At 72.5% G+C, this 24,516-nt stretch carries 21 protein-coding genes; 17 read left to right on the top strand and 4 right to left on the bottom strand.

The window, feature by feature from the left end:
- Positions 1-45 precede the first annotated feature (45 nt).
- A complete protein-coding gene (locus tag ACFVFR_RS05220; RefSeq protein ID WP_383698278.1) occupies positions 46-804 on the bottom strand; it encodes an enoyl-CoA hydratase/isomerase family protein in 759 nt (252 codons plus the stop codon).
- A 474-nt stretch (positions 805-1,278) separates the two neighbouring features.
- Here ACFVFR_RS05220 and ACFVFR_RS05215 point away from each other — a divergent pair, with 474 nt between their 5' ends.
- The gene (locus ACFVFR_RS05215) at positions 1,279-1,773 is read left to right on the top strand and encodes an ATP-binding protein (RefSeq protein ID WP_383698276.1); all 495 of its coding nucleotides are present in this window, start codon (positions 1,279-1,281) and stop codon (positions 1,771-1,773) included.
- Here the strand turns inward: ACFVFR_RS05215 and idi are convergent.
- From idi to galE, 3 genes are all read right to left on the bottom strand, one after another.
- On the bottom strand, positions 1,748-2,359 hold the full coding sequence (gene idi / locus ACFVFR_RS05210; protein ID WP_383698274.1) for an isopentenyl-diphosphate Delta-isomerase: 612 nt from the start codon (positions 2,357-2,359) through the stop codon (positions 1,748-1,750). The genes ACFVFR_RS05215 and idi overlap by 26 nt on opposite strands.
- A 57-nt stretch (positions 2,360-2,416) precedes the next feature.
- Positions 2,417-3,364, bottom strand: a complete 948-nt coding sequence (locus ACFVFR_RS05205; protein WP_383698272.1) for a cation diffusion facilitator family transporter — start codon at positions 3,362-3,364, stop codon at positions 2,417-2,419.
- A gap of 908 nt (positions 3,365-4,272) precedes the next feature.
- Positions 4,273-5,253 (bottom strand): UDP-glucose 4-epimerase GalE, encoded by a 981-nt coding sequence (gene galE / locus ACFVFR_RS05200; RefSeq protein WP_383698270.1) that lies wholly within the window; start codon positions 5,251-5,253, stop codon positions 4,273-4,275.
- A gap of 276 nt (positions 5,254-5,529) precedes the next feature.
- Here galE and ACFVFR_RS05195 point away from each other — a divergent pair, with 276 nt between their 5' ends.
- From ACFVFR_RS05195 to ACFVFR_RS05120, 16 genes are all read left to right on the top strand, one after another.
- Entirely contained in the window at positions 5,530-7,416 is a 1,887-nt protein-coding gene (locus ACFVFR_RS05195; RefSeq protein WP_383698409.1) for a DUF5941 domain-containing protein, read from the top strand.
- Entirely contained in the window at positions 7,413-8,162 is a 750-nt protein-coding gene (locus ACFVFR_RS05190; protein ID WP_383698268.1) for a sugar phosphate nucleotidyltransferase, read from the top strand. Before ACFVFR_RS05195 ends, ACFVFR_RS05190 begins: the two co-directional genes overlap by 4 nt.
- Positions 8,150-9,211 (top strand): iron-containing alcohol dehydrogenase family protein, encoded by a 1,062-nt coding sequence (locus ACFVFR_RS05185; RefSeq protein WP_383698266.1) that lies wholly within the window; start codon positions 8,150-8,152, stop codon positions 9,209-9,211. Before ACFVFR_RS05190 ends, ACFVFR_RS05185 begins: the two co-directional genes overlap by 13 nt.
- On the top strand, positions 9,189-9,974 hold the full coding sequence (locus tag ACFVFR_RS05180) for a CDP-alcohol phosphatidyltransferase family protein (protein ID WP_383698264.1): 786 nt from the start codon (positions 9,189-9,191) through the stop codon (positions 9,972-9,974). Before ACFVFR_RS05185 ends, ACFVFR_RS05180 begins: the two co-directional genes overlap by 23 nt.
- Positions 9,975-10,015: 41 nt before the next feature.
- Positions 10,016-10,861 carry a glycosyltransferase family 2 protein gene (locus ACFVFR_RS05175; RefSeq protein WP_383698408.1) on the top strand — a complete coding sequence of 282 codons (846 nt, stop codon included), beginning with the start codon at positions 10,016-10,018 and terminating at the stop codon, positions 10,859-10,861.
- A gap of 78 nt (positions 10,862-10,939) precedes the next feature.
- The gene (locus tag ACFVFR_RS05170; protein WP_383698262.1) at positions 10,940-11,875 is read left to right on the top strand and encodes an ABC transporter permease; all 936 of its coding nucleotides are present in this window, start codon (positions 10,940-10,942) and stop codon (positions 11,873-11,875) included.
- Positions 11,868-12,659 carry an ABC transporter ATP-binding protein gene (locus tag ACFVFR_RS05165; RefSeq protein WP_383698260.1) on the top strand — a complete coding sequence of 264 codons (792 nt, stop codon included), beginning with the start codon at positions 11,868-11,870 and terminating at the stop codon, positions 12,657-12,659. The genes ACFVFR_RS05170 and ACFVFR_RS05165 overlap by 8 nt, the downstream gene beginning before the upstream one ends.
- A gap of 506 nt (positions 12,660-13,165) precedes the next feature.
- Positions 13,166-13,918, top strand: coding sequence for a TetR/AcrR family transcriptional regulator (locus tag ACFVFR_RS05160; protein ID WP_383698258.1), 753 nt, complete (start codon positions 13,166-13,168; stop codon positions 13,916-13,918).
- Between the two features lie 577 nt (positions 13,919-14,495).
- Positions 14,496-15,362 (top strand): squalene synthase HpnC, encoded by an 867-nt coding sequence (gene hpnC / locus ACFVFR_RS05155; protein WP_383698407.1) that lies wholly within the window; start codon positions 14,496-14,498, stop codon positions 15,360-15,362.
- A complete protein-coding gene (hpnD, locus tag ACFVFR_RS05150; protein WP_383698256.1) occupies positions 15,359-16,309 on the top strand; it encodes a presqualene diphosphate synthase HpnD in 951 nt (316 codons plus the stop codon). The genes hpnC and hpnD overlap by 4 nt, the downstream gene beginning before the upstream one ends.
- Before the next feature lie 162 nt (positions 16,310-16,471).
- Positions 16,472-17,899 carry a hydroxysqualene dehydroxylase HpnE gene (hpnE, locus tag ACFVFR_RS05145; RefSeq protein WP_383698254.1) on the top strand — a complete coding sequence of 476 codons (1,428 nt, stop codon included), beginning with the start codon at positions 16,472-16,474 and terminating at the stop codon, positions 17,897-17,899.
- On the top strand, positions 17,896-18,996 hold the full coding sequence (locus tag ACFVFR_RS05140; RefSeq protein ID WP_383698252.1) for a polyprenyl synthetase family protein: 1,101 nt from the start codon (positions 17,896-17,898) through the stop codon (positions 18,994-18,996). The genes hpnE and ACFVFR_RS05140 overlap by 4 nt, the downstream gene beginning before the upstream one ends.
- 145 nt (positions 18,997-19,141) lie before the next feature.
- Positions 19,142-21,082, top strand: a complete 1,941-nt coding sequence (shc, locus tag ACFVFR_RS05135; protein ID WP_383698251.1) for a squalene--hopene cyclase — start codon at positions 19,142-19,144, stop codon at positions 21,080-21,082.
- Positions 21,082-21,849: a 1-hydroxy-2-methyl-2-butenyl 4-diphosphate reductase gene (locus ACFVFR_RS05130; RefSeq protein WP_383698249.1), complete on the top strand. Its 768-nt coding sequence runs from the start codon at positions 21,082-21,084 to the stop codon at positions 21,847-21,849. The genes shc and ACFVFR_RS05130 overlap by 1 nt, the downstream gene beginning before the upstream one ends.
- 5 nt (positions 21,850-21,854) lie before the next feature.
- Positions 21,855-22,877: an adenosyl-hopene transferase HpnH gene (gene hpnH, locus ACFVFR_RS05125; RefSeq protein ID WP_383698247.1), complete on the top strand. Its 1,023-nt coding sequence runs from the start codon at positions 21,855-21,857 to the stop codon at positions 22,875-22,877.
- Positions 22,878-23,003: 126 nt separating this feature from the next.
- Positions 23,004-24,404 (top strand): aspartate aminotransferase family protein, encoded by a 1,401-nt coding sequence (locus tag ACFVFR_RS05120; protein WP_383698245.1) that lies wholly within the window; start codon positions 23,004-23,006, stop codon positions 24,402-24,404.
- The last annotated feature ends 112 nt before the right edge of the window (positions 24,405-24,516 follow it).

Below are 24,516 nucleotides of genomic sequence, written 5' to 3'. Positions count from 1 at the left end.
CGGTTCGCGGGCCAGGCGTGGCGGCCGAGCGCCCGGCGCGGGCCGTCAGCTCGCCGGCAGGGTCCAGCTGAAGCGCGGCGCCCGGTGCTCCAGGAACGCGGTCACGCCCTCGACGGTGTCGTCGCTGGTACGGGCCTGGTCGCTCCAGTAGGCGAGACGCTCGGCGTCGGCCGGCCCCGCGATGAACTCCTTCGCCGCGGCCTGGGTGAGCTGTGACCGGGAGGCCAGGACGCGGGCGAAGTGGGCGACCTCGTGGTCGAAGTCCTCCGGTGCGAACACCTCGTCCACCAGGCCGCGCAGATGCGCCCGCTGTGCGTTGATCAACTCGGCCGAGAACAGCAGGTGTTTGGCGGTGGCCGGCCCCACCAGGCTCACCAGTCGGGCCGTGGAGGAGGCGGGGTAGACGATGCCGAGCTTGGCCGGTGTGATCCCAAAAGCGCTGTCAGAGGTGGCGAAGCGCAGGTCGCAGGCGGTGGCGAGCTGACAGCCGCCGCCCACACAGAAGCCGCGCACCGCCGCCAGGGTGGGCTTGGGGAACGTCGCCAGCGCCTCCTCGGCGGTCACCGCCAGCCCCTGGGCCTCCTCGCCCCGCTCGATCAGGGAGCCGATGTCCGCGCCCGCGCAGAAGGTGTCCCCGTCACCCGTCAGCACCAGGGCCCGCACATGCGGGTCGACCGTGAGCTTGTCGAGCAACGGGGGCAGCTCGCGCCACATGTCGTACGTCATCGCGTTGCGCTTGGCGGGATTGTGGATCATGACGGTCGCGATGCCGTCGGTGACCGAATACAGCAGGCAAGGCTCCATGCGCGGATCGTATCCGGGTGGCCGGAAGGCTACGGCGAAGATCGCATCGTCGGCTGAGTGGAAGAGATCACTTCCCGCCCGTCAGGCCGCCGGGCAAAGGTCTCAGCGGCGGCCAGAGGGTGCAATCCGCCTGGTCGGGGGCGGGCGAGTGGAGTGAAGGCCAGCGCCGCGCGCGGGAGTTGCGTGGCGCGCGGCGGCGGGGTGGCCCGACCGGTGAGCGCCAAGTCCACCCGGACGAGTGGGGCGGGCGGCGCCGGGACCGGCCGCGTCATCCCGCTCCGGACCGGCCACCGACGGTTGATCAACGCGCCCCACGACGGGTGGACAAGATGTGTCGTATGAGTGCGTTACGCACCGTCAACCGGTCAAAAAATATCGATAGGCGCTGACTTGTGTTCAGTTGCTCGGCGGGGGCCCGGACCTTCCCAACACTCGTCACGAGTATCGAGCCGCGGCGATGGGTGGGTATCGGACATGGAGATCCTCGGGAGCGTCCCGCCTGGTCGAGGGCAGGCCCCGCCCCGGAGAGCCATCGCGTACGAGGGTGTCTGGCGCTTCACCGCCAGGACCGAGGAGGCGGCCGTACCGCAGGCCCGGCACGCCGTACGGGACCTGCTCAGGAGCCAGCGCGTCCCCGTCGCCGACGAGATCCTGCACTCCCTGTTGCTGATCGTCTCCGAGCTGGTCACCAACGCCGTCAAGCACGCGGCGCTGCTCTCGCCCGAGATCGCCGTCGAGGTCTCCGTCGGGCGTGAGTGGGTGCGGGTCGCCGTCGAGGACAACCACCCCTACCGGCCGAAGGCCCTGGTCGCGGACCAGGGCCAGACCGGCGGGCGGGGACTTCTGCTGGTGAAGGCGGTCGCCGACGAGGTCGGTGGCAGCTACGACGTCGAACACACCGCGCGGGGCGGCAAGGTCGTCTGGGCCGCGCTGCCGCTCGCCACTACCAGCCCGCCTCGGCGCCCGTGATCTCCCGGATCGTGGGCCGCGCGGTGTCCAGGACGTCCATGAACCACGCCGAGAACGTCCGCTCCGCCCGCAGCGCGTCGAGCTCCTCGGGCGTTACGAAGACCGTGTCGGCGACCTCCTCCGGATCGGGCCGCAGGTCGGGCGCGATCAGCCCCGCGAACAGGTGGTTGTACTCCTGCTCCACCAGGCCCGACGCGGGATCGGGGTGGTTGTACCGGACCCGACCGGCCTCCCGCAGCAGCAGCGGGGCCACGCCCAGCTCCTCGCCCGTACGCCGCGCGGCGGCCACGAAGGGAGGCTCGTCCGGGTACGGGTGGCCGCAGCAGGTGTTCGACCAGACACCGGGGGAGTGGTACTTGCTCAGGGCGCGCTGCTGGAGCAGCAGCCGCCCACGGTCGTCGAAGAGGAACACGGAGAAGGCGCGGTGCAGGTGGCCGGGCGCCTGGTGGGCCCAGAGCTTTTCCGCGGTCCCGATCGTGATGCCGTCCTCATCGACCAGTTCGAGCATGATCGGCGGTGCGGCGGAGGCGGGCACGGACGCCACCGCGCTGTCGGTGGAGCGGCCGTTGGTGGGTGTGGTCGGCATGTCCATCCTCGTCGTCGGGCTTCGGCGACCCAGTTTGCCGTATGTCAGCGGCACACGTCAGTGGCACAACTTGGCCTCGTGCGCGGCATGTCCGCCCGGCTCCAGCTGGAAGGTGCAGTGCTCCACGTCGAAGTGCTCGCCCAGGCAGCCCTGGAGCTCGTGCAGCAACTTCTCGTGTCCTACCGAATCCAGCGCATCCTGACGTACCACGACATGAGCGGAGAGGACGGGCATCCCCGAGGTGATGGTCCACACGTGCAGGTCGTGTAGGCCCTCCACCTCGGGCAGCGCCAGGATGTGGGTGCGCACCTCCTCCATGTCCACGTCCCGGGGTGCGGCCTCCAGCAGGACGTTCAGCGTCTCCCGCAGGAGCTTCCAGGTGCGGGGCACGATCATCAGGCCGATGACCAGCGAGGCGATCGGATCGGCGGCCTGCCAGCCGGTCGCCATGATCACACCGGCCGACACCAGCACGGCCACCGAGCCCAGCGCGTCGGCCAGCACCTCGAGGAAGGCGCCGCGCACGTTCAGGCTGTCGCGCTGGCCGCGGAGCAGCAGGGAGAGCGAGATGACGTTCGCGACCAGGCCGATCGCGCCGAAGATCAGGGTCAGCCCGCCCTCGGTCTCGGCGGGCGTGAGGAAGCGGCTGATGGCCTCGTACAGGATGTAGCCGCCGACGCCGAGCAGCAGCAGACAGTTGGCGAGCGCGGCCAGGATCTCGGCCCGCGCGTACCCGAAGGTGCGGCGCGAGCTCGCCGGCCGGTTGGCGAAGTGGATCGCGAGCAGGGCCATGGCCAGGCCGACCGCGTCGGTGGCCATGTGCCCGGCGTCGGCCAGCAGGGCCAGCGAGCCGGCGAGGAGCCCGCCCAGGATCTCCAGCACCATCACGGTGAGGGTGATGCCGAGCGCGATCCGCAGGCGCCCGCGATAGGCGGCGGCAGCGGTGCCCGTCACCCCGGCGGGCGGGGTTGCGTGGGAGTGTCCGTGCTGGTGCCCAGCGCCCATGAAAATGCCTCCACATCGGACTCGGTCCGGACGCCGCGCGTCGGCGCCGATCTCAGTGAACGGCCCCGTGGGGGGTCTTTGCAACGCGGCGCTGAATACCGTTGTCATGTGCTGTGACCTGCGAAGATGCCCTATCCGTCCGACTGCCGGGGGTGGCCTGGGCGCGCCGCGCGGACCGCGTCCCACCCCGGTGGCCGGCTCCGTCGGACAAGCCGCTGGTCACCGGCGTCACCGGCCGTGACGCGGCGGTGGCCACCGCTCCCACCCGACGGTGCCCCGGCCGCCCGCCCCGGCCCCCGAGCGACGGCCGGGCGGCGCGGCGTCGGCCGAGGAGCGCGCGGAATCCGGTGCGGAGCGGGCGGGGGCGGCCGGCGTGTGGCGGACGTACACCGGCGGACGGACGCGTCGCGGTGCGGCGCGGCGGCGGTGCCGCGCGGGCCTGGCGCGCGAGCCGCGCTCCGCTCCCCGTGGCGCCCCGACGAGCGGGGCCACGCCGGGCTCCGGCGGCGCACCCCGAGAGGCCGGGCGCGCCGGCGCGTGCGCATCGCACAGCGGGCTGGCCGCCGGGAAGGGGGGAAGAGCCTCGGTGGCACGGGCCGCCCGTCACGCCGGGGTGCCCCGACAGGGTGTGGGGCCGGCCGTGCGGGACGCACCGGCGGTACGGGACGGCCTGGGCCGGTCCGGCCCAGGCGGCGCTGGCGCACCGGCGCTCCGGAACACCCGCCCGACCCGAGACGGCTCACCGCGTGGCGGCTCGGCGGTCCGGGTGTGAGCCGAGCCGGCCCGTCGGCGTGGCGGGCCTCCGCGCGGCTGGCTGGCGGGCGGCCCGGGGGCACGCCAGCGCCGCGCCACGGCTGCTCATGGCGTGCGGGCACCTCCGACCGACCGGGCGGGCGGCGCCAGGCGCCTCAGCGGGTCGCGCCCCGGTGGTGGACCCAGCCCCGCCACGCGGACTCGACCATCTCGCGTACGTCGTGCCGGGCCGACCAGCCGAGCTCCCTGGAGACCAGCTCGGCGGAGGCGACCACGCGCGCCGGGTCGCCCGGTCGACGGGGGGCGACCTCGGCGACCGGGCCGCCGTGCCCGGTCACCTCGGCGACCAGCTCGGCCATCTCCCGCACGGACACGCCGTGGCCGGTGCCGATGTTCACGGTCAGGTCGCGGGGGGCGGGCCGGTCGGCCAGCCAGCGCGCGGCGGCCAGGTGCGCGGCGGCGAGGTCGGCCACGTGGATGTAGTCCCGTACGCAGCTTCCGTCCGGGGTCGGGTAGTCGTCGCCGAAGATCAGCGGGGTGCGGCCGGTGGTGATCCGGTCGAAGAACATCGGGATGATGTTGGACACCCCGGTGTCGGCCAGTTCGGGGCGGTCCGCGCCGGCCACGTTGAAGTACCGCAGGCAGGCCGTGGCCAGGCCGTGGGTGCGGCCGGCGGCCCGGACCAGCCACTCACCGGCCAGCTTGGTCTCGCCGTACGGATTCATCGGCAGGCACGGGGTGTCCTCGGTGACCAGGTCCACGTCCGGCATGCCGTAGACGGCCGCGGACGAGGAGAACACGAAGGCCCCCACGCCCGCCGCGACCACCGCGTCCAGCAGGACGGCGAGACCGTGCACGTTCTCCTCGTAGTAGCGGACGGGCTGTTCGACGGACTCCGCCACCTGCTTGCGGGCCGCCAGGTGCACCACACCGGCCACCTCGTACTCCGCCAGGGTCCGGGCCACCAGCTCGCGATCGAGGACCGAGCCGTGGACGACGGGCACCTGGGCCGGCAGCCGGTCGGCCCGCCCCGCCGTCAGGTCGTCCAGCACCACCACGTGCTCGCCCGCCGCGCGCATGGTCGCCACGACGTGCGCCCCGATGTATCCGGCACCGCCGGTGATCAGCCACATCATGCCCGCACCCTACCGACCGGAAATCGGCCGCCTGAGCGAGACGGGGTTTGGCGCGGGTGGCCGGCATCGACCATGATGATCGCTATAGGCCAAACCGTCGTTCACCCGATCGTGAAGTGAATGCGCGGTGAACGGTCGCCCTCGGTGATCCGATAGCCTCTGCCGACGCCCTGTCCGCCGCGCCCGGGGCGGGGCAGGTCACGACCGCTGCCCGGCCGTCGCGTGAACCGGCCATGAACCGGGGCGGCCACGCCAGTTGCCAAGGAGTGAGTTCGTCTGTCGACCGCCATTGTGACCGGTACGCCGGTCGTCGGCTCGTCCGTCGTGGAGGACCTGCGGACGCTCGGCTTCGACGTCCGCCAGGTGGCCGACGCCGCCGAGGCCGCCCGCGAACTGGCCCAGACCCCGCCCGACCAGCGCGTCGCGCTGGTCGACGGCCGCTTCACGGGTCATCGACACGCACTGCGCCTGGCCCTGACCGACCCCCGCTTCCCGGCCGCCGCCGTGACCGGCGCGCTGACCGCCCAGCCGGAGGCCCGTGCCGCGCTCACCCGCGCCGTGCGGGCCCGCGCCTCGGTCCGCGCCGCCCTGCCCGAGCTCGCCGAACCGGCTCCCCGCGCCCCGTACGCGCGGCCCTCGGCCGCCGAACCGGCCGACCCCGTCGAGCCCGCCGCGACCAACCTGCCCGACCTAGTCGCCGCCGACCTGGCCGCCGACGGCGTGCCCGTGCACCGGCCCGAGCTGGGCGTGCTGGTGGCCACCGTGCCCGTCGACGACGCCATGCGGACCCGCGCCCGGAGCGCCGTCGCGGACGTCGACGAGGAGAAGGTGCGGCTACGGAGCGCGGTCAAGAGCCGCGACGGCTTCTTCACCACGTTCCTCATCAGCCCCTACTCCCGCTATCTCGCCCGCTGGTGCGCCCGCCGGGGGCTGACCCCCAACCAGGTCACCACCGCCTCGCTGCTGACCGCGCTCGTCGCGGCGGCCTGCGCCGCCACCGGCACCCGCCCCGGCTTCGTCGCCGCCGGCCTGCTGCTGATCGCCTCCTTCGTCCTGGACTGCACCGACGGTCAGCTCGCCCGCTACTCGCTCCAGTACTCCACGCTCGGCGCGTGGCTGGACGCCACCTTCGACCGGGCCAAGGAGTACGCGTACTACGCCGGCCTGGCCATCGGGGCCGCGCGCGGCGGTGGCGACGACGACGTGTGGACGCTGGCGCTGGCCGCCATGGTGCTCCAGACCTGCCGACACGTCGTGGACTTCTCCTTCACCGAGGCCAACCACGACGCCACCGGCAACACCAGCCCCACTGCCGCCCTCTCCGACCGGCTCAACTCCGTCGGCTGGACGGTGTGGGCCCGGCGCATGGTCGTGCTGCCCATCGGCGAACGCTGGGCCATGATCGCCGTGCTGACCGCGCTGACCACGCCCCGGATCACCTTCTACGCGCTCCTCGTCGGCTGTGCCCTGGCCGCCTGCTACACCACGGCCGGCCGGGTGCTGCGCTCGCTGAGCCGGGCGAGCACGCGCACCGACCGGGCCGCCGCCGCCCTCGCCCAGCTCGCCGACTCGGGCCCGCTGGCCGAGGCGCTGGGCGCGCGACCGCGCCGCTACGCCGCCCTGGCTCCGTTCGCCGCCCCGCTGCTCGCGGCGGTGGGCACGGCCGCGCTGATCGGCTCGCTGTGGGTGGGGGAGCCGGGCGCCTGGTGGCCGGTGCTCGGCGCCGCCCTCTACGTGCTCTGCTCGGGCCGGGCCGTGGCCGCGCCGCTCAAGGGCGCCCTGGACTGGCTGGTGCCGCCGCTGTTCCGGGCGGCGGAGTACGTGACGATCCTGGTGCTCGCCGCCCGCTCCGGGGTGAACGGAGCGTTGCCCGCTGCTTTCGGACTGGTGTCCGCGGTCGCCTACCATCACTACGACACGGTGTACCGCATCCGCGGCGGTACCGGCGCGCCGCCCGCCTGGCTGGTGCGGATGACCGGTGGGCACGAGGGACGCGTCCTGGTGATCACGGTCGTCGCGGCCCTGCTGCACGGCACCGGCTTCACCGTCGCGCTGACGGCCCTCGCGGTCGCCCTCGCCCTGGCGGTGCTCATCGAGAGCATCCGCTTCTGGGTCTCCTCCGGAGCACCCGCTGTACACGACGAATCAGGAGAACCCGCATGATCGGCCTCGTGCTGGCGGCAGGCGCCGGGCGGCGTCTGCGCCCCTACACCGACACCCTGCCCAAGGCCCTGGTGCCCGTGGACCCCGCCGGGGAGGGCACGAGCACCGTGCTCGACCTCACGCTGGGCAACTTCGCCGAGGTGGGTCTGACCGACGTCGCCATCGTCGTGGGCTACCGCAAGGAAGCCGTCTACGAGCGCAAGGAGGCGCTGGAGAGCAAGTACGGCGTCCGCCTGACCCTCATCGACAACGACAAGGCCGAGGAGTGGAACAACGCCTACTCCCTGTGGTGCGCCCGCGAGGTGCTCAAGCAGGGCGCCATCCTGGCCAACGGTGACACCGTGCACCCGGTCTCCGTCGAGAAGTCGCTGCTGGCCGCGCGCGGCCAGGGCCGGAAGATCATCCTCGCGCTCGACACGGTCAAGCAGCTGGCCGACGAGGAGATGAAGGTCGTCACCGACCCGACCAAGGGTGTCCAGCGGATCACCAAGCTGATGGACCCGGCGAGCGCCACCGGCGAGTACATCGGCGTCACGCTGATCGAGCCGGAGGCGGCCGAGGAGCTGGCCGACGCGCTGAAGACCACCTTCGAGCGCGACCCCGACCTCTACTACGAGGACGGCTACCAGGAGCTGGTCCACCGCGGCTTCACCATCGACACCACCCCCATCGGCGACGTCAAGTGGGTCGAGATCGACAACCACGACGACCTCGCCAAGGGACGGGAGATCGCGTGCCAGTACTGACCCGGCTGATCCCCTCGCCGGTCGTCGTCGACATCAGGTCGGGCGCACTGGAGGACCTGGCCGGGCTCCTGGTCGACCAGCGGATCTCCGCCTCGGGCAAGCTCGCCATCGCGATCAGCGGCGGCTCCGGCGCGGCGCTGCGCGAGCGGCTGGCGCCGGCGCTGCCCGGCGCCTCCTGGTACGAGGTCGGCGGCGGCACGCTGGACGACGCGATCAAGCTCGCCGACGCCATGAAGTCGGGGCGCTACGACGCGGTCGTCGGCATGGGCGGTGGCAAGATCATCGACTGTGCGAAGTTCGCCGCCGCGCGCATCGGCCTGCCGCTGGTGGCCGTCGCGACCAACCTCTCGCACGACGGCCTGTGCTCCCCGGTGGCCACGCTCGACAACGACGCGGGCCGCGGTTCGTACGGTGTGCCCAACCCGATCGCCATCGTCATCGACCTGGAGGTGATCAGGGAGGCCCCGATCCGCTTCGTACGCTCCGGCGTCGGCGACGTGATCTCCAACATCTCCGCGGTCGCGGACTGGGAGCTCTCGCACCGCGAGACCGGCGAGCAGATCGACGGGCTGGCCGCCGCCATGGCGCGGCAGGCCGGCGAGGCGGTGCTGCGGCACCCCGGTGGCTGTGGGGACGACGAGTTCCTCACGGTGCTGGCCGAGGGCCTGGTGCTGACCGGGATCTCGATGTCGGTGGCCGGCGACAGCCGCCCCGCCTCGGGCGCCTGCCACGAGATCAACCACGCGTTCGACCTGCTCTACCCCAAGCGCGCCGCCTCCCACGGCGAGCAGTGCGGCCTCGGCGCCGCCTTCGCCATGCACCTGCGTGGCGCGCACGAGACGGCGGCCCTGATGGTCGACGTCCTCCAGCGGCACGGGCTGCCCGTGCTGCCCAGCGAGATCGGCTTCACCACCGACGAGTTCGTCGCGGCGGTGGAGTACGCGCCGCAGACCCGCCCAGGGCGCTACACGATCTTGGAGCACCTGGGGCTGTCCACCGATGAGATCAGGGACGCATACGCCGACTATGCCAAAACCGTCAGTAGCTGAACTCCGTCCGGTCGTCCACCCCGAAGGGGTCAAGGACCGGCGCAGCGGTGAGCACTGGGCCGGGCGCCTGTACATGCGAGAGATCTCGCTGCGGTGCGACCCGTACCTGGTGAACACCAGGATCACGCCCAACCAGCTCACCTACCTGATGGTGGTCGCGGGCATCCTGGCCGGCGCCGCACTGCTGGTACCCGGGCTGACCGGGGCGCTGCTCGGCGCCGTGCTCATCCAGCTCTACCTGTTGCTCGACTGTGTCGACGGCGAGGTGGCCCGCTGGCGTGGGCAGACCTCGATCACCGGGGTCTACCTGGACCGGGTCGGTCACTACCTCTCGGAGGCGGCCCTGCTGGTCGGCTTCGGCGTGCGGGCGGCCGACGTCTTCCACCAGGAGGGCGCCTCGACGAACTGGATGTGGGCCTTCCTCGGCACGCTGGCCGCCCTCGGCGCGATCCTGATCAAGGCCGAGACCGACCTGGTGGACGTGGCCCGCGCCCGGAGCGGACTGCCCGCGGTCAAGGACGAGGCCGCCACGCCGCGCTCCTCGGGGGTCGCGCTGGCCCGCAAGGCCGCGGCGGCGCTGAAGTTCCACCGCCTGGTCGGCGGCGTCGAGGCGTCGCTGGTGATCCTGCTGGTCGCCGTGTTGGACATGGTCCGAGGCGACCTGTTCTTCACCCGGCTCGGCGTCGCGGTGCTCGCGACCATCGCCCTGGTGCAGACACTGCTGCACCTGGTGTCCATCCTGGCCTCCAGCAGGCTCAAGTGAGTGCCGGTTCCGGGCTCTCCGTCGGTGCGGTCGTCCTGACCATGGGCAACCGCCCCGACGAGCTGCGGGCCCTGCTCGACTCGGTGGCCCGCCAGCACGGCGACCCAGTGCGGGTGGTCGTGGTCGGCAACGGCTCGCCGCTGCCGCCGCTGCCGGCGGACGTGGAGACCGTCGAACTGCCGGAGAACGTGGGCATCCCCGCCGGGCGCAACGTGGGCATCGAGGCGTTCGGGCCCGGCGGCCGGGACGTGGACATCCTGCTCTTCCTGGACGACGACGGGCTGCTGGCACAGGAGGACACCGCCGAGCTGTGCCGTACGGCGTTCGCCACCGACCCGGAACTGGGCATCATCAGCTTCCGCATCGCCGACCCCGACACCGGGCGGACCCAGCGTCGCCACGTGCCCCGGCTGCGCGCCTCCGACCCGATGCGCTCCTCCCGGGTGACCACCTTCCTCGGGGGTGCCAACGCGGTGCGGACCCGGGTCTTCGACCAGGTCGGAGGGTTGCCCGACGCGTTCTTCTACGCGCACGAGGAGACCGACCTCGCCTGGCGGGCGCTGGACGCGGGCTGGATGATCGATTACCGGTCAGACCTGGTGCTCTTCCACCCGACGACCGCGCCGAGCAGGCACGCCGTCTACCACCGCATGGTGGCCCGCAACCGGGTGTGGCTGGCCCGCCGGAACCTGCCGTTTCTCCTGGTGCCCGTATATCTGGCGGTATGGATGCTGCTCACCCTGGCGAGGAAGCCGTCGGGGCCGGCGTTGCGCGCGTGGTTCGGCGGGTTCAAGGAAGGCTGGACGACGCCCTGCGGCCCGCGACGGCCGATGAAGTGGCGTACGGTATGGCGCCTGACCCGGCTGGGCCGACCTCCTGTGATCTGACAAGCTCTGGTCTGAGAGCATCGGGCGCGATCCTGGGCACGGCCCCGGCAGCGCACCTTGAGGACGAAAGTGTCAACTGTGAGCGAGACTACGCACGACAGTGTGGTCGCCATGACTTCCCCACCATCCCCCGACGACGGGCTCACCCCCGCCGAGCTCGCCCAGAAGTACGGGCTGTCGGTCAGCGGGGCCCGGGTGGGGCTTGGCGAGTACGTCCAGCAGTTGTGGGGGAGGCGCCACTTCATCTTGGCCTTCTCGCAGGCCAAGCTCACCGCGCAGTACAGCCAGGCGAAGCTCGGCCAGGTCTGGCAGGTGGCGACACCGCTGCTGAACGCGCTGGTGTACTTCCTCATCTTCGGCCTGGTCATGGGCGGCCGGGGCAACATGGACAACCACGACTACATCCCGTTCCTGGTCACGGGAGTCTTCGTGTTCACCTTCACCCAGACCTCGGCGCTCGCCGGCGTCCGGGCGATCTCGGGCAACCTGGGACTGGTGCGGGCGCTGCACTTCCCCCGGGCCGCGCTGCCCATCTCCTTCTCGCTCCAGCAGTTGCAGCAGCTCCTGTTCTCGATGATCGTCCTGGCCATGGTGCTGGTCGGGTTCGGGCACTACCCCGGCGTGTCCTGGGTGCTGATCGTCCCGGTGCTGGTCCTGCAGTTCGTCTTCAACACCGGTCTGGCCATGATCATGGCCCGGCTCGGCAGCAAGACGCCCGACCTGGCCCAGCTGCTGCCCTTCATCACGCGCACCTGGCTGTACGCGTCCGGCGTGATGTACAGCATCCCGGACATGCTGGCCAAGAAGAACGTCCCGGACTGGCTGGATGACCTGCTGCTGTCCAACCCGGCGTCGGTCTACATCGACCTGATGCGCTACGCCCTCATGGACGACTACTCCGCCTCCAACCTGCCACCGCACGTGTGGCTGCTGGCGTTCGGCTGGGCCGTGCTCGTCGGCGTCGGCGGGTTCCTGTACTTCTGGAAGGCAGAGGAGCAGTACGGCCGTGGCTGAGCGAACCCCCGAGCAGACCCCCGTCGACCCGCGCCCCACCGTCATCGCCGACGACGTGCACATCGTCTACCGCGTCAATGGCGGCGCCCGAGGCAAGGGCAGCGCCACCGCCGCGCTCAGTCGCATCATGCGCCGCACCTCCGCGCCCGGCATGCGCGAGGTGCACGCGGTGCGCGGGGTCACCTTCGTCGCCCGCCGGGGCGAGTCGATCGGCCTGATCGGCTCCAACGGCTCCGGCAAGTCCACGCTGCTCAAGGCCGTGGCCGGGCTGCTGCCCACCGAGCGGGGCAGCGTCTACACCGACGGCCAGCCCTCGCTGCTCGGCGTGAACGCGGCCATGATGAACGACCTGACCGGCGAGCGGAACGTCATTCTCGGCGGCCTGGCGATGGGCATGACGCGCGAGCAGGTCCGCGAGCGGTACGACGACATCGTGGACTTCTCCGGCATCAACGAGAAGGGCGACTTCGTCACGCTGCCCATGCGCACCTACTCCTCCGGCATGGCGGCCCGACTGCGTTTTTCCATCGCCGCCGCCAAGGACCACGACGTGCTGATGATCGACGAGGCGCTGGCCACCGGCGACCGCAAGTTCCAGCGGCGCTCCGAGGAGCGCATCCGCGAGCTGCGCAAGGACGCCGGCACGGTCTTCCTGGTCAGCCACAACAACCGGTCGATCCGGGACACCTGCGACCGCGTGCTGTGGCTGGAGAAGGGCGAACTGCTCATGGACGGCCCGACCGACGAGGTCATCAAGGCGTACGAGAAGGAGACGGGTCGCTAGTTTGCGCCGGCCCCCGCCGCGCCCGCCCCGCGTTCACACGCTGGGCGGGCTTTTTCTGTGCGTTTCCCAGGCTCCGGGCGTTCGCCACCCATACAATTCGTAGCGGTTTTATGAATTGGCCCGTACCACATTCTGAGAAATCGAAGAGAGGCATTCGGCCGACGGAAGTGGAGGGCGCGTGAACAGGTGCGTGCGCTATCACTTTTCGTACGCTGTGTTGTGTGTGCGATCGTGTGCCCGTAGGGTGCTGCCGCGCTGATACTCGCGGTCTTTCCCGGATTTTCGGGGGCGAGCCTTTTCGGTGCGAGATGTTCCATAGTGCGGCCGGGTGGGAGCGGTCGGGGCGGCGAATGGGGGCCGCCGGTCTTCGCGCGCCGCGCGGAGCCGGCACGTACGGCGAGCGGTCGGTGACCAGCCGGTGGCCGTGGGTGCTGAGGGGTTCGAACGTGGGGCGTGCTCGCACGCGTGTGGTGCGCACGCGAAAGCGCCGGGCATAGGGAGGGCGTGTGTCGCAAGAAGCAGTACCTGTCGCACCATATTCGCGTCGTGAACGACTGCGGATCGCGACCATTCAGGAGATCAAGGATGTGGCGCGGGAGTTTCTTGTCCAGGACGGCCCGGGCAATGTAACCATCCGCGCCATAGCCCGTGAAATGGGCATGACGGCACCCGCCGTGTATCGCTACTTCTCCAGTCGGGACGAGCTGATCCAGGCGATACGCCGTGACATCTTCGGCGAGATGGGGGGTCATCTGCGGGCGGTGATCGAGGCGCTTCCGGAGCGGGAGGCCGCCGTGGAACTGCTGGCCTCGGGGCGCGCGCTGCGCCGCTGGGCGATCGACCACCCGCACGAGTTCGGCCTGATCCTCGGCCCGTGGGGGCCGGGCGAGGGCCGCCAGGCCGGCCAGGCCGAGCGGGAGGCGAGCTGGGCCTTCGGCTCGCTGTTCGCCGGCCTCATCGCGGAGCTGTGGCGCACCCGGGGCTTCCCCGCACCCGCCCCCGAGTCCCTGGACCCCGAACTCGTCGCCCAGCTCATGGCGCTGCGCCGGGAGTACGAGGTCGAGCTTCCGGTGGAAGCCCTGGCCATCATGGTCCGCTGCTGGGTGCGGCTGTACGGCGTGATCTCGATGGACGCGCTCGGCCACCTCGCCTTCGCGCTCCCCAACGGCGACGCCTTCTTCGAGCGTGAGCTCCAGGATCTGGCCACCGTGCTGGGCATCGAGGAGTTCTACGCGACCAGCCAGCCGGTGGCCCACTGACCGCTCGCTGAACGCCCGCTGACCCCGGTGAGTGCCCGCCCGCCGCGCGGAGCCGACCCGCGGCGCGGCGGGCGGGGCGCGGGGGCGGGCCCGGCAGCCGACAGGCGCCCGCCGGCGGTGCCGGACGGGGGCCGCGACGGCACCGCGCGACCCAGGTCAGGGGGAGTGCTCCGATGCCCGCGGCGGGGCCCGCCGGCCCCTCGCGGGCGCGCCGCCCTCCGGCCGGACCCCGAGCAGATGGCGTACCGCTCAGCTCCGCGTACGCTGTACTGATGACCATCCGGACTATGGCGGACATGTGTCCGGCCCCCCGTTCGGGGGTCCGGAGGCCGGCGCCCACGACCTGGGGCGCGGCGTGTCCGCGTCGTGCCGTGACTGATATGCGGTGTAGAACGGGGGATGTGACGGCATTGGCCACGCGGCCCCTACTCAGTGCCCCCGCAGGCCCCGGCGCCCCGGCCCCCTGTGGTGGCGCTGTGCGCGCCCGTACGCCTGGCTGTCTCCGGTGACCCTGGAAGACGAGCGCAGCCGGTCCCACACCACCCCGCGAGCCTGGCCGCAGGACCAGGCGCGAGCGGTGCTCGACAAGGCCGCGCACGAGAACTTTCCCGTCGCCCCCTTCTTCCTCCCGCGCGCCTGGCGTGCCGACCTCATGGCCGTCTACGGCTACGCCCGGCTCGTCGACGACATCGGCGACGGCGACCTGGCGCCGGGCGGCGGCGACGCGCTGCTGCTGGGCCTGGACCGGTCCCGCGCCGACGACACCACCGCGCTGCTCGACGCCCTGGAGGAGGACCTGCGCCGGGTCTTCGCCGCCCACGCCGAGCCGCCCCGCCACCCGCTGCTGCGCGCGCTGGTCCCCACCGTGCGCCGCTGTGGCCTGGGTCCGACGCCCTTCCAGGGGCTGATCGAGGCCAACCGACAGGACCAGCGCGTCCGCCGGTACGCCAGCTACCAGGACCTCCTGGACTACTGCGAGCTGTCCGCCAACCCGGTGGGGCGTCTGGTGCTGGCCATCACCGGCACCGCGACCCCCGAGCGCGTGCGCCGCTCGGACGCCATCTGCACCGCGCTCCAGATCATCGAGCACCTCCAGGACGTCGTCGAGGACCTGGGCCGGGACCGGATCTACCTGCCCGCCGAGGACATGCGGCGCTTCGGCGTGAGCGAGGCCGACCTGCGGGCGCCGACGGCCGGCGCGTCGGTGCGCGCGCTGATCGCGTTCGAGGCCGAACGCGCCCGCGACCTGCTGCGTGCGGGTTCCCCCCTGGTGGGGAGCGTCCACGGCAGGCTGCGCGTCCTGCTCGCCGGATTCGTCGGCGGCGGGCGAGCCGCCCTGAAGGCGATCGAGGACGCCGGCCACGACGTGTTCCCCGAACCACCCAAGCCCACCAAGTTCAGCCAGTTGCGCGCGGTCGGGGCGACACTGCGAGGAGAGGGGTGAACCAGACGGTGGAGGCATCCTCACCCACCCCCGCGCCGGTGGCCGCCGCGTACCGCTACTGCGAGGCCGTCACCGGCCAGCAGGCCCGCAACTTCGCGTACGGCATCCGACTGCTGCCCACGGACAAGCGACGGGCCATGTCCGCGCTGTACGCCTTCTCCCGCCGGGTGGACGACATCGGCGACGGCGCCCTGAGCCCGGCCGCCAAGGAGGAGCGGCTCCAGAGCACCCGGGTGCTGCTGCGGCGCGTCGCCGACGGCGCGGTCGAGGAGGACGACACCGACCCGGTGGCCGTCGCCCTCACCCACGCCGCGCGCCGCTTCCCCATCCCGCTGGGCGGGCTCGACGAGCTGATCGACGGCGTGCTGATGGACGTACGCGGTGAGAGCTACGAGACCTGGGACGAGCTGCGCGCGTACTGCCGGTGCGTGGCCGGCGCCATCGGGCGGCTCTCGCTCGGCGTCTTCGGCACCGTGCCCGGAGCGCCGGGCGCCGAGTACGCCGCCGAGTACGCCGACACGCTCGGACTCGCCCTCCAACTGACCAACATCCTGCGGGACGTCCGCGAGGACGCGGCCAACGGGCGGGTCTACCTGCCGGCCGAGGACCTGGCCAAGTTCGGCTGCGCGGCGGGGTTCCACGCGAGCACGCCACCCGCCGGCGCCGACTTCACCGGCCTTGTCCACTTCGAGGCCCGGCGCGCACGGGCCCTGTTCGCCGAGGGCTACCAGCTCCTGCCGCTGCTCGACCGGCGCAGCGGGGCCTGCGTGGCCGCCATGGCCGGCATCTACCGCAGACTGCTGGAGCGCATCGCCCGGGACCCCGCGGCCGTGCTGCACGGCCGCGTTTCGCTGCCCGGAAGGGAGAAGGCGTACGTCGCCGTGCGCGGCCTGGTCGGTGTCGACGCGCGCACCGTGACCCGGCGGGGCGCCGGGGGGCGCGCGTGAGCTCCTGTCCGCCCGTCCCGCACGCCGCTCGGCCACCGCGCACACCCACGGGCCCACGCGTGCGGGCCATCCAGCGTGAGAGCCCCGTGGACGGGGCAACCCTACGGGGCGCCGTGGCGTCCCCCGTCGCAGCCGAGGAACAGCCGAGAAAGGGGCGGCCCGATGGCGTCGAACACGCACCCTGAGCACCCGACCCGCGTGGGACGTAGCGCCCTCGTCGTCGGCGGCGGCCTCGCGGGCATCACCTCCGCGCTCGCGCTGGCCGACGCCGGACTGCGAGTGACCCTGCTCGAAGGCCGGCCCCGCTTGGGTGGCGCGGCGTTCTCCTTCCGCCGCCACTCGCCCGCCGGCGACCTGACCGTCGACAACGGCCAGCACGTCTACCTGCGCTGCTGCACCGCCTACACGTGGTTCCTCGACCGCGTCGGCGCCCGCGACCTGGCCCCGCTCCAGGACCGGCTCGACGTGCCCGTGCTCGACGTGGGGCGCGCCCGGCCACGCTTGGGGCGCCTGCGCCGCACCGCGCTGCCCGTCCCCCTGCACCTGGCCGCCACCCTGGCCACCTACCCGCACCTGTCGCCGGTCGAGCGGGCGGCCGTCGGCCGGGCGGCACTCGCCCTGAAGTCGCTGGACCCGCACGACCCGGCCCTGGACGAGATCAACTTCGGGGACTGGCTGCGGAGCAAGGGCCAGAGCGCGCGGGCCATCCAGGCGGTGTGGGACGTCGTCGCCGTAGCCACACTCAACGCGCGCTCCGCGCAGTGCTCCCTGGGCCTGGCCACCATGGTCTTCAAGACCGGGCTGCTCACCAGGCCCGGCCACGCCGACATCGGCATCCCCCGGGCGCCGCTCGGCGAACTGCACGACACCCGGGCCCGCGCCGCGCTGGAGGCGGCCGGCGTGCGCGTGGAGCTGCGGAGCCGGGTCACCGGCGTAGGCCGTGACGCGGACGGCGGCTGGGGCGTCGAGGTGGAGACCGCGCCGCACACGGGCACGCGACTGGTGGCCGACACGCTGGTGCTCGCCCTGCCGCAGCAGGAGGCGCACGGGCTGCTGCCGGCCGGCGCCCTCGACGACCCCGGGCGACTGCTGAAGATCGGCACGGCGCCCATCCTGAACCTGCACGTCGTCTACGACCGCAAGGTCCTGCGCCGCCCCTTCTTCGTGGCCATCGGCACCCCCGTGCAGTGGGTCTTCGACCGCACCGACACCTCGGGCCTGACCGAGGGTCAGTACCTGGCGGTCTCCCAGTCCGCCGCCCACGACGACATCGACCAGCCCGTCTCCCGCCTGCGCGAGCGCTACCTGCCCGAGCTCGCCCGGCTGCTGCCCGCCGCGCGCGGCGCCACGGTGCGGGACTTCTTCGTCACCCGGGAGCGCACAGCGACGTTCGCCCCCGCACCGGGCGTCGGCCGACTGCGCCCGCCCGCCCCGACCAACGCGCCCGGCCTGTACCTGGCCGGTGCGTGGACCGCCACCGGCTGGCCGGCGACCATGGAGAGCGCGGTGCGCAGCGGGCTCAGCGCCGCCGACGCGGCGCTCGCCGAACTCGGCCAGCCACACCGCAGCCCGCTGCGGGAGGCGGTATGAGCACCGTGACCGGAAACAGAGGAGAGATCGTGACTCCGGCCATCCCCGTCGAGACCGCGGACGTCAGCGCCATGCTGGCACGCGGGCGCACCCTGGTGGCGCCCGTGCTGCGCGAGGTCGTCGACCGGCTCGCCCCGCCCATGAACACCGTCGCCGCCTACCACTTCGGCTGGATCGACGCCGAGGGCAACCCGTCGGCCGCCGACGGCGGCAAGGCGGTGCGGCCCGCGCTGGCGCTGCTCTCCGCCGAGGTCACGGGCGCCGCCCCCGAGGTCGGTCTGCCCGGCGCGGTCGCGGTCGAGCTCGTGCACAACTTCTCGCTGCTGCACGACGACCTCATGGACGGCGACGAACAGCGCCGCCACCGCGACACCGTGTGGAAGGTGCACGGCCCCGACCAGGCCGTCCTGGTGGGCGACGCGCTCTTCGCGCTGGCCAACGAGGTCCTCCTGGAGCTCGGCACGGTGGACGCCGGCCGCGCCACCCGGCGGCTGACCACCGCCACCCGCCGCCTCATCGACGGACAGGCCCAGGACATCGCGTACGAGCAGCGCGGGCGGGTCAACGTCCAGGAGTGCCTGGACATGGAGGGCAACAAGACCGGGGCGCTGCTGGCCTGTTCGGTCTCCATCGGCGCGGTCCTGGGCGGCGCGGACGACCGCACCGCCGACACCCTGGAGACCTACGGCTACCACCTCGGTCTCGCCTTCCAGGCCGTCGACGACCTGCTCGGCATCTGGGGCGACCCGGTGGCCACCGGCAAGCGGCCCTGGAGTGACCTGCGCCAGCGCAAGAAGTCCCTGCCCGTCGTCGCCGCGCTGGCCGCCGGTGGGCCCGCGTCCGAGCGGCTGGCCGCCATTCTGGCGGCCGACGCGAGCCATGACGGGAAAACACATGACATCGATGACTTCGATGAGGAAGAGTTCGCTAGCCGGGCGGCGTTGATCGAGGAGGCCGGTGGCCGCGAGTGGACCACCCAGGAAGCTCGCAGGCAGCACGCCACCGCCGTCGCGGCACTGCACGAGGTAGACATGCCCGCCGCGGTACGAGCGCAACTGGTGGCGCTCGCCGACTTCGTCGTCGTACGAGAGGGATGACCCGCCCATGAGAGACGGGGGCTGGCAGGGGCACCCCGCCAGGCTCAGCCACCACACCTAGCTCGCGGTCGCCGGGGGGCGCCGTCCACGGCGCCCCTCGACGCAACCCCAGCACGGCAGAGACCACACTGCGAAAGGGGAAGCCATGACAGCGACAGCCGTCGAATCGTCCACGACCTTAGGCGCGGCCCGGCAGGCGACGGCCCGCGCCGTCGACCATCTGCTGGCCCGCCAGGACGAGGAGGGGTGGTGGAAGGGCGACCTGGAGACCAACGTCACCATGGACGCCGAAGACCTCCTGCTCCGCCAGTTCCTCGGCATCGACGATCCCGCCGTCACCGCGGCCGCCGCCCGGCACATCCGCTCCCGGCAGCGCCCGGACGGCACCTGGGCCACCTTCCACGGCGGCCCTCCCGAACTCTCCGCGACCGTCGAGGCGTACGTGGCGCTGCGCCTGGCCGGGGACCTGCCCGACGCGCCGCACCTGGCCGCCGCCTCCGCCTGGGTGCGCGGGGCCGGGGGTATCGCCGCCAGCCGGGTCTTCACCCGCATCTGGCTCGCCCTCTTCGGCTGGTGGAGCTGGGACGACCTGCCCGAGCTGCCACCCGAACTGATCTTCCTACCCAAGTGGGCCCCGCTCAACATCTACGACTTCGGCTGCTGGGCCCGGCAGACCATCGTGCCCCTGACCATCGTCTCGGCCAAGCGCCCGGTACGCCCCGCGCCCTTCGCCCTGGACGAGCTGCACACCGACCCGCGCCACCCGAACCCGCCCCGCCCACTGGCCCCCGCCGCCACCTGGGACGGCGCCTTCCAACGCCTGGACCGGGTGCTGCACACCTACCGCAAGGTCGCGGTCCGACCGCTGCGCCGGGCCGCCATCCACGCCTGCGCGCGTTGGATCATCGAACGACAGGAGAACGACGGCTGCTGGGGCGGCATCCAGCCACCGGCGGTGTACTCCGTGATCGCCCTGCACCTGCTCGGCTACGACCTGGACCACCCGGTGCTCCGCGCCGGCCTGGCCTCCCTGGACCGCTACGCCCTCTGGAGCGAGGACGAGAACGGCGAGCGGGTGCGCATGGTCGAGGCGTGCCAGTCACCCGTGTGGGACACCTGTCTGGCCACCATCGCGCTCGCCGACGCGGGCGTGCCCGACGACCACCCGGCCCTGGTGCGCGCCGCGGACTGGATGCTCGACGAGCAGGTCTTCAAGCCGGGCGACTGGTCGGTGCGCCGCCCCGAACTGCGCCCCGGCGGCTGGGCGTTCGAGTTCCACAACGACAACTACCCCGACATCGACGACACCGCCGAGGTGGTGCTCGCGCTGCGCCGGGTCAACCACCCGGACCCGCGACGCCTGGAGCGGGCCGTCCAGCGCGGCGCCGAGTGGAACCTGGGCATGCAGTCCAGCAACGGGGCCTGGGGCGCGTTCGACGCGGACAACGTCAGCCCCTTCCCCAACAAGCTGCCCTTCTGTGACTTCGGCGAGGTCATCGACCCGCCGTCGGCCGACGTCACCGCGCACGTGGTGGAGATGCTGGTGGCCCTCGGCGAGCGGAGCGACCCGCGTACCCAGCGCGGCATCGACTGGCTGCTGGCCGACCAGGAACCCACCGGCGCCTGGTTCGGCCGCTGGGGCACCAACTACCTGTACGGCACCGGCTCCGTGGTGCCCGCGCTCGTCCTGGCCGGCATCCCCGCCACCCACCGCTCCATCCGCCGCGCCGTGAGCTGGCTGGAGAGCGTCCAGAACGAGGACGGCGGCTGGGGCGAGGACCAGCGCTCCTACCGCGAGCGCGGCTGGGCGGGCCGGGGCGAGTCCACCGCCTCGCAGACCGCGTGGGCGCTGCTGGCGCTGCTGGCGGCCGGCGAGCGGGAGAGCGAGACCGTCCGACGCGGGATCGCCTGGCTGGTCGAGACCCAGCGCGCGGACGGGAGCTGGGACGAGCCGTACTTCACCGGCACCGGCTTCCCCTGGGACTTCTCCATCAACTACCACCTGTACCGGATGGTCTTCCCCATCACCGCGCTCGGCCGCTACATCCACGCGCAGCCGTTCGGGGCGGAACGGCAGGGGGCCTGATGGCCCACGGCCCGACCGTCGGCCCCGACGCGGCCCCGCCGCTGCTCGTGGTCTGCGCGTTGGGCATCGAACGGCTCGCGCTGCGCGGCGGCGACCGCCGTGAGGCCGCGGGTCCCATGGTGCTGCTGCGCACCGGGATGGGCCCCCGGGCGGCCGAACGGTCGATGAACCGCATCCTGGCCACGGGCGCCGGCCCCGGCCCGGCCGGCCTGCCGGAGGCCGGCCATGCCCAGCCCCCGGGACGTCCGTCGGGGCCGGTCGCGAGGCGCGGGGCGGCTGCCGCTCCGGGGCCGGCCGCCGTCATCGCCACCGGGTTCTGCGCCGGGCTCGCCCCCGGAATGCACCCCGGGGACCTCGTCGTCGCCGACCGGACCCGCGACGCGGCCGGCAGCACCGCCTGTACCGGCACCGACGTGCTGGCCCAGGCGCTGGAGGACCTCGCCCGGCGGGCCCGTCGGGGCCCCGCGCCCACCGTGCACGTCGGCCCGGTGGCCGGCTCCGACCGCGTGGTGCGCGGCGCCGAGCGGGCCCGGTTGCGGGCGACGGGCGCCGTGGCGGTGGACATGGAGTCCGCGGCGACGCTGCGTACCGCCGTGCGGGCCGGTCCGCGCCCGGTTGCGGCCGTACGGGTGGTCGTGGACGCTCCAGAGCATGAGCTGCTCCGCATCGGCACCCTTCGCGGTGGAATATCCGCCTTCCGGATGCTGCGCTCGATCCTTCCCGCTTTCTGCCAATGGCACCGTTCTTTACCGCTCTCCAGGAGGTGAGCTAGATGGCCATGCCGCTCCGTCAGACCATCCGGGTCGGTACGTATCTCTTTGAACAGAAAGTGCTCCGGCGGCGGGAGAAGTTCCCGCTGATCGTCGAACTGGAGCCGCTGTACGCGTGCAACCTCTCCTGCGAGGGGTGCGGCAAGATCCAGCACCCGGCCGGCGTGCTCAAGCAGCGGATGCCGGTGGCGCAGGCGGTGGGCGCGGTGCTTGAGTCGGGGGCCCCGATGGTCTCCCTCGCCGGCGGTGAGCCGCTGATGCACCCGCAGATCGACGAGATCGTCCGACAGTTGGTCAAGCGCAAGAAGTACGTCTTCCTCTGCACGAACGCGGTGCTGCTGCGCAAGAAGCTGCACAAGTTCACCCCCTCGCCCTACTTCGCCTTCACGGTGCACATCGACGGCCTGCGCGAGCGGCACGACGAGTCGGTCGCCAAGGAGGGCGTGTTCGACGAGGCGGTGGAGGCGATCAAGGAGGCCAAGCGGCGCGGCTTCCGGGTCACCACCAACTCGACGTTCTTCAACACCGACACCCCGCAGAACATCATCGAGGTGCTCAACTACCTCAACGACGACCTCAAGGTGGACGAGATGATGATCTCGCCCGCCTACGCCTACGAGAAGGCGCCGGACCAGGAGCACTTCCTGGGCGTCGGCCAGACCAGGGAGCTGTTCCGCAAGGCGTTCGCCGGCGGCAACCGCCGTCGCTGGCGGCTCAACCACAGCCCGCTCTTCCTGGACTTCCTGGAGGGCAAGACCGACTTCCCCTGCACGGCCTGGGGCATCCCCAACTACTCGCTCTTCGGCTGGCAGCGCCCGTGCTACCTGATGAGCGACGGGTACGTCACCACCTACCAGAAGCTCATCGAGGAAACCGACTGGGACAAGTACGGCCGGGGCAAGGACCCGCGCTGCGACAACTGCATGGCGCACTGCGGGTACGAGCCCACGGCCGTGCTCGCCACCATGGGTTCCCTCAAGGAGTCGCTGCGCGCGGCCAGGGAAACGGTGTCAGCCGACAAGTGAGGCCACCGGCGCGGGCGCCGACGTCCCCCGCGAGGGATGTCGGCGCCCCGCCCCGGGCCCGTGCCGCCGGCCCGCACCGTGGGCGGCGGGGCAGCACAGACGACGCACACACAAAGGGGCAGGGGCATGACGGTGGCAGGGGAACCGACCGATTTCGACCTCGGCAGACTCCTCGCCGAGCGCGGGGCCGAGCGCTACGAGCTGCACGCCCGGTACCTCAACCACCAACTGCCGCGCATGCTGCACACCATCGGCTTCGACAAGGTCTACGAGCGGGCCGAGGGCGCGTACTTCTGGGACGCGGAGGGCCGGGACTACCTCGACATGCTCGCCGGCTTCGGCGTGATGGGACTGGGCCGGCACCACCCCGTGGTCCGCAAGGCCCTGCACGACGTGCTGGACGCCGGCCTGGCCGACCTCACCCGCTTCGACTGCCAACCGCTTCCCGGGCTGCTGGCCGAGCGGCTGCTGGCGTACGCGCCGCACCTGGACCGGGTCTTCTTCGGCAACAGCGGCACCGAGGCGGTCGAGACGGCGCTCAAGTTCGCCCGCTACGCCACCCGCAGGCCCAGGGTGCTCTACTGCGACCACGCCTTCCACGGGCTGACCACCGGTTCGCTCTCGGTCAACGGCGAGGACGGCTTCCGCGCCGGGTTCGCGCCGCTGCTGCCCGACACGGCGGTGCCGCTGGGTGACCTGGCGGCCCTGGAGCGCGAGCTGCGCCGGGGCGACGTGGCCGCCCTGGTCGTCGAGCCGATCCAGGGCAAGGGCGTCCACGCGCCGCCGCCGGGCTACCTGCGGGCCGCGCAGGAGCTGCTGCGCCGGCACAAGGCGCTCCTGATCGCCGACGAGGTGCAGACCGGTATCGGCCGCACCGGTGACTTCTTCGCCTACCAGCACGAGGAGGGCGTCGAGCCCGACCTGGTGTGCGTGGCCAAGGCGCTGTCCGGTGGGTACGTGCCGGTGGGCGCGACCCTGGGCCGGGACTGGATCTTCAAGCGGGTCTACTCGTCGATGGACCGGGTGCTGGTGCACTCCGCGAGCTTCGGCTCCAACGCGCAGGCCATGGCGGCCGGCCTGGCCACCCTCGCGGTCATGGAGCGGGAGGACGTCGTGGCGCGGGCCCGGCGCACCGGGGACCTGCTGCGCGAACGCCTGGCCGCGCTCGTGCCGCGCTACGAGCTGCTGCACGAGGTCCGTGGTCGAGGGCTGATGATCGGTATCGAGTTCGGCCGGCCCACCTCGCTGAAGCTGCGCGGCCGGTGGACGATGCTTCAGGCGGCGCGCAAGGGGCTGTTCGCGCAGCTGGTGGTGGCGCCGCTGCTGCACCGGCACCGCATCCTGACCCAGGTGTCCGGCGACCACCTGGAAGTGATCAAACTGATCCCGCCGCTGATCATCGGTGAGCCCGAGGTGGAGCGCTTCGTGAGCGCCTTCACGGCCGTCATGGACGACGCGCACGACGGCGGCGGCCTGCTGTGGGAGTTCGGCAAGACCCTCGTCAAGCAGGCCGTCGCCACCCGGTGAGCGTGCTCGGGCGCGCCGGACGCGTACCAGGGCGCGGAGGCGACGTCGGCCGGCCGCCGCCCCGGGCCGGCACGTCCCGGCCGGCCCGGGGCACCGGGCGACGCGCGCCCCG

Origin of the sequence: Streptomyces sp. NPDC057702 (assembly GCF_042799315.1) — a bacterium.
In the GTDB taxonomy this organism is placed as follows: Bacteria; Actinomycetota; Actinomycetes; order Streptomycetales; family Streptomycetaceae; genus Streptomyces.
The sequence above is the reverse complement of the archived record's forward strand: the minus strand, read 5'-3'. Positions and strand labels throughout refer to the sequence as shown.

Coding starts and splice junctions, on each gene's coding strand:
- ACFVFR_RS05220 (WP_383698278.1), bottom strand. CDS start 804: ATGGAGCCTTGCCTGCTGTATTCGGTCACCGACGGCATCGCGACCGTC.
- ACFVFR_RS05215 (WP_383698276.1), top strand. CDS start 1,279: ATGGAGATCCTCGGGAGCGTCCCGCCTGGTCGAGGGCAGGCCCCGCCC.
- idi (WP_383698274.1), bottom strand. CDS start 2,359: ATGCCGACCACACCCACCAACGGCCGCTCCACCGACAGCGCGGTGGCG.
- ACFVFR_RS05205 (WP_383698272.1), bottom strand. CDS start 3,364: ATGGGCGCTGGGCACCAGCACGGACACTCCCACGCAACCCCGCCCGCC.
- galE (WP_383698270.1), bottom strand. CDS start 5,253: ATGATGTGGCTGATCACCGGCGGTGCCGGATACATCGGGGCGCACGTC.
- ACFVFR_RS05190 (WP_383698268.1), top strand. CDS start 7,413: ATGATCGGCCTCGTGCTGGCGGCAGGCGCCGGGCGGCGTCTGCGCCCC.
- ACFVFR_RS05180 (WP_383698264.1), top strand. CDS start 9,189: ATGCCAAAACCGTCAGTAGCTGAACTCCGTCCGGTCGTCCACCCCGAA.
- ACFVFR_RS05175 (WP_383698408.1), top strand. CDS start 10,016: ATGGGCAACCGCCCCGACGAGCTGCGGGCCCTGCTCGACTCGGTGGCC.
- hpnE (WP_383698254.1), top strand. CDS start 16,472: ATGGCGTCGAACACGCACCCTGAGCACCCGACCCGCGTGGGACGTAGC.
- ACFVFR_RS05140 (WP_383698252.1), top strand. CDS start 17,896: ATGAGCACCGTGACCGGAAACAGAGGAGAGATCGTGACTCCGGCCATC.
- shc (WP_383698251.1), top strand. CDS start 19,142: ATGACAGCGACAGCCGTCGAATCGTCCACGACCTTAGGCGCGGCCCGG.
- ACFVFR_RS05130 (WP_383698249.1), top strand. CDS start 21,082: ATGGCCCACGGCCCGACCGTCGGCCCCGACGCGGCCCCGCCGCTGCTC.
- hpnH (WP_383698247.1), top strand. CDS start 21,855: ATGGCCATGCCGCTCCGTCAGACCATCCGGGTCGGTACGTATCTCTTT.
- ACFVFR_RS05120 (WP_383698245.1), top strand. CDS start 23,004: ATGACGGTGGCAGGGGAACCGACCGATTTCGACCTCGGCAGACTCCTC.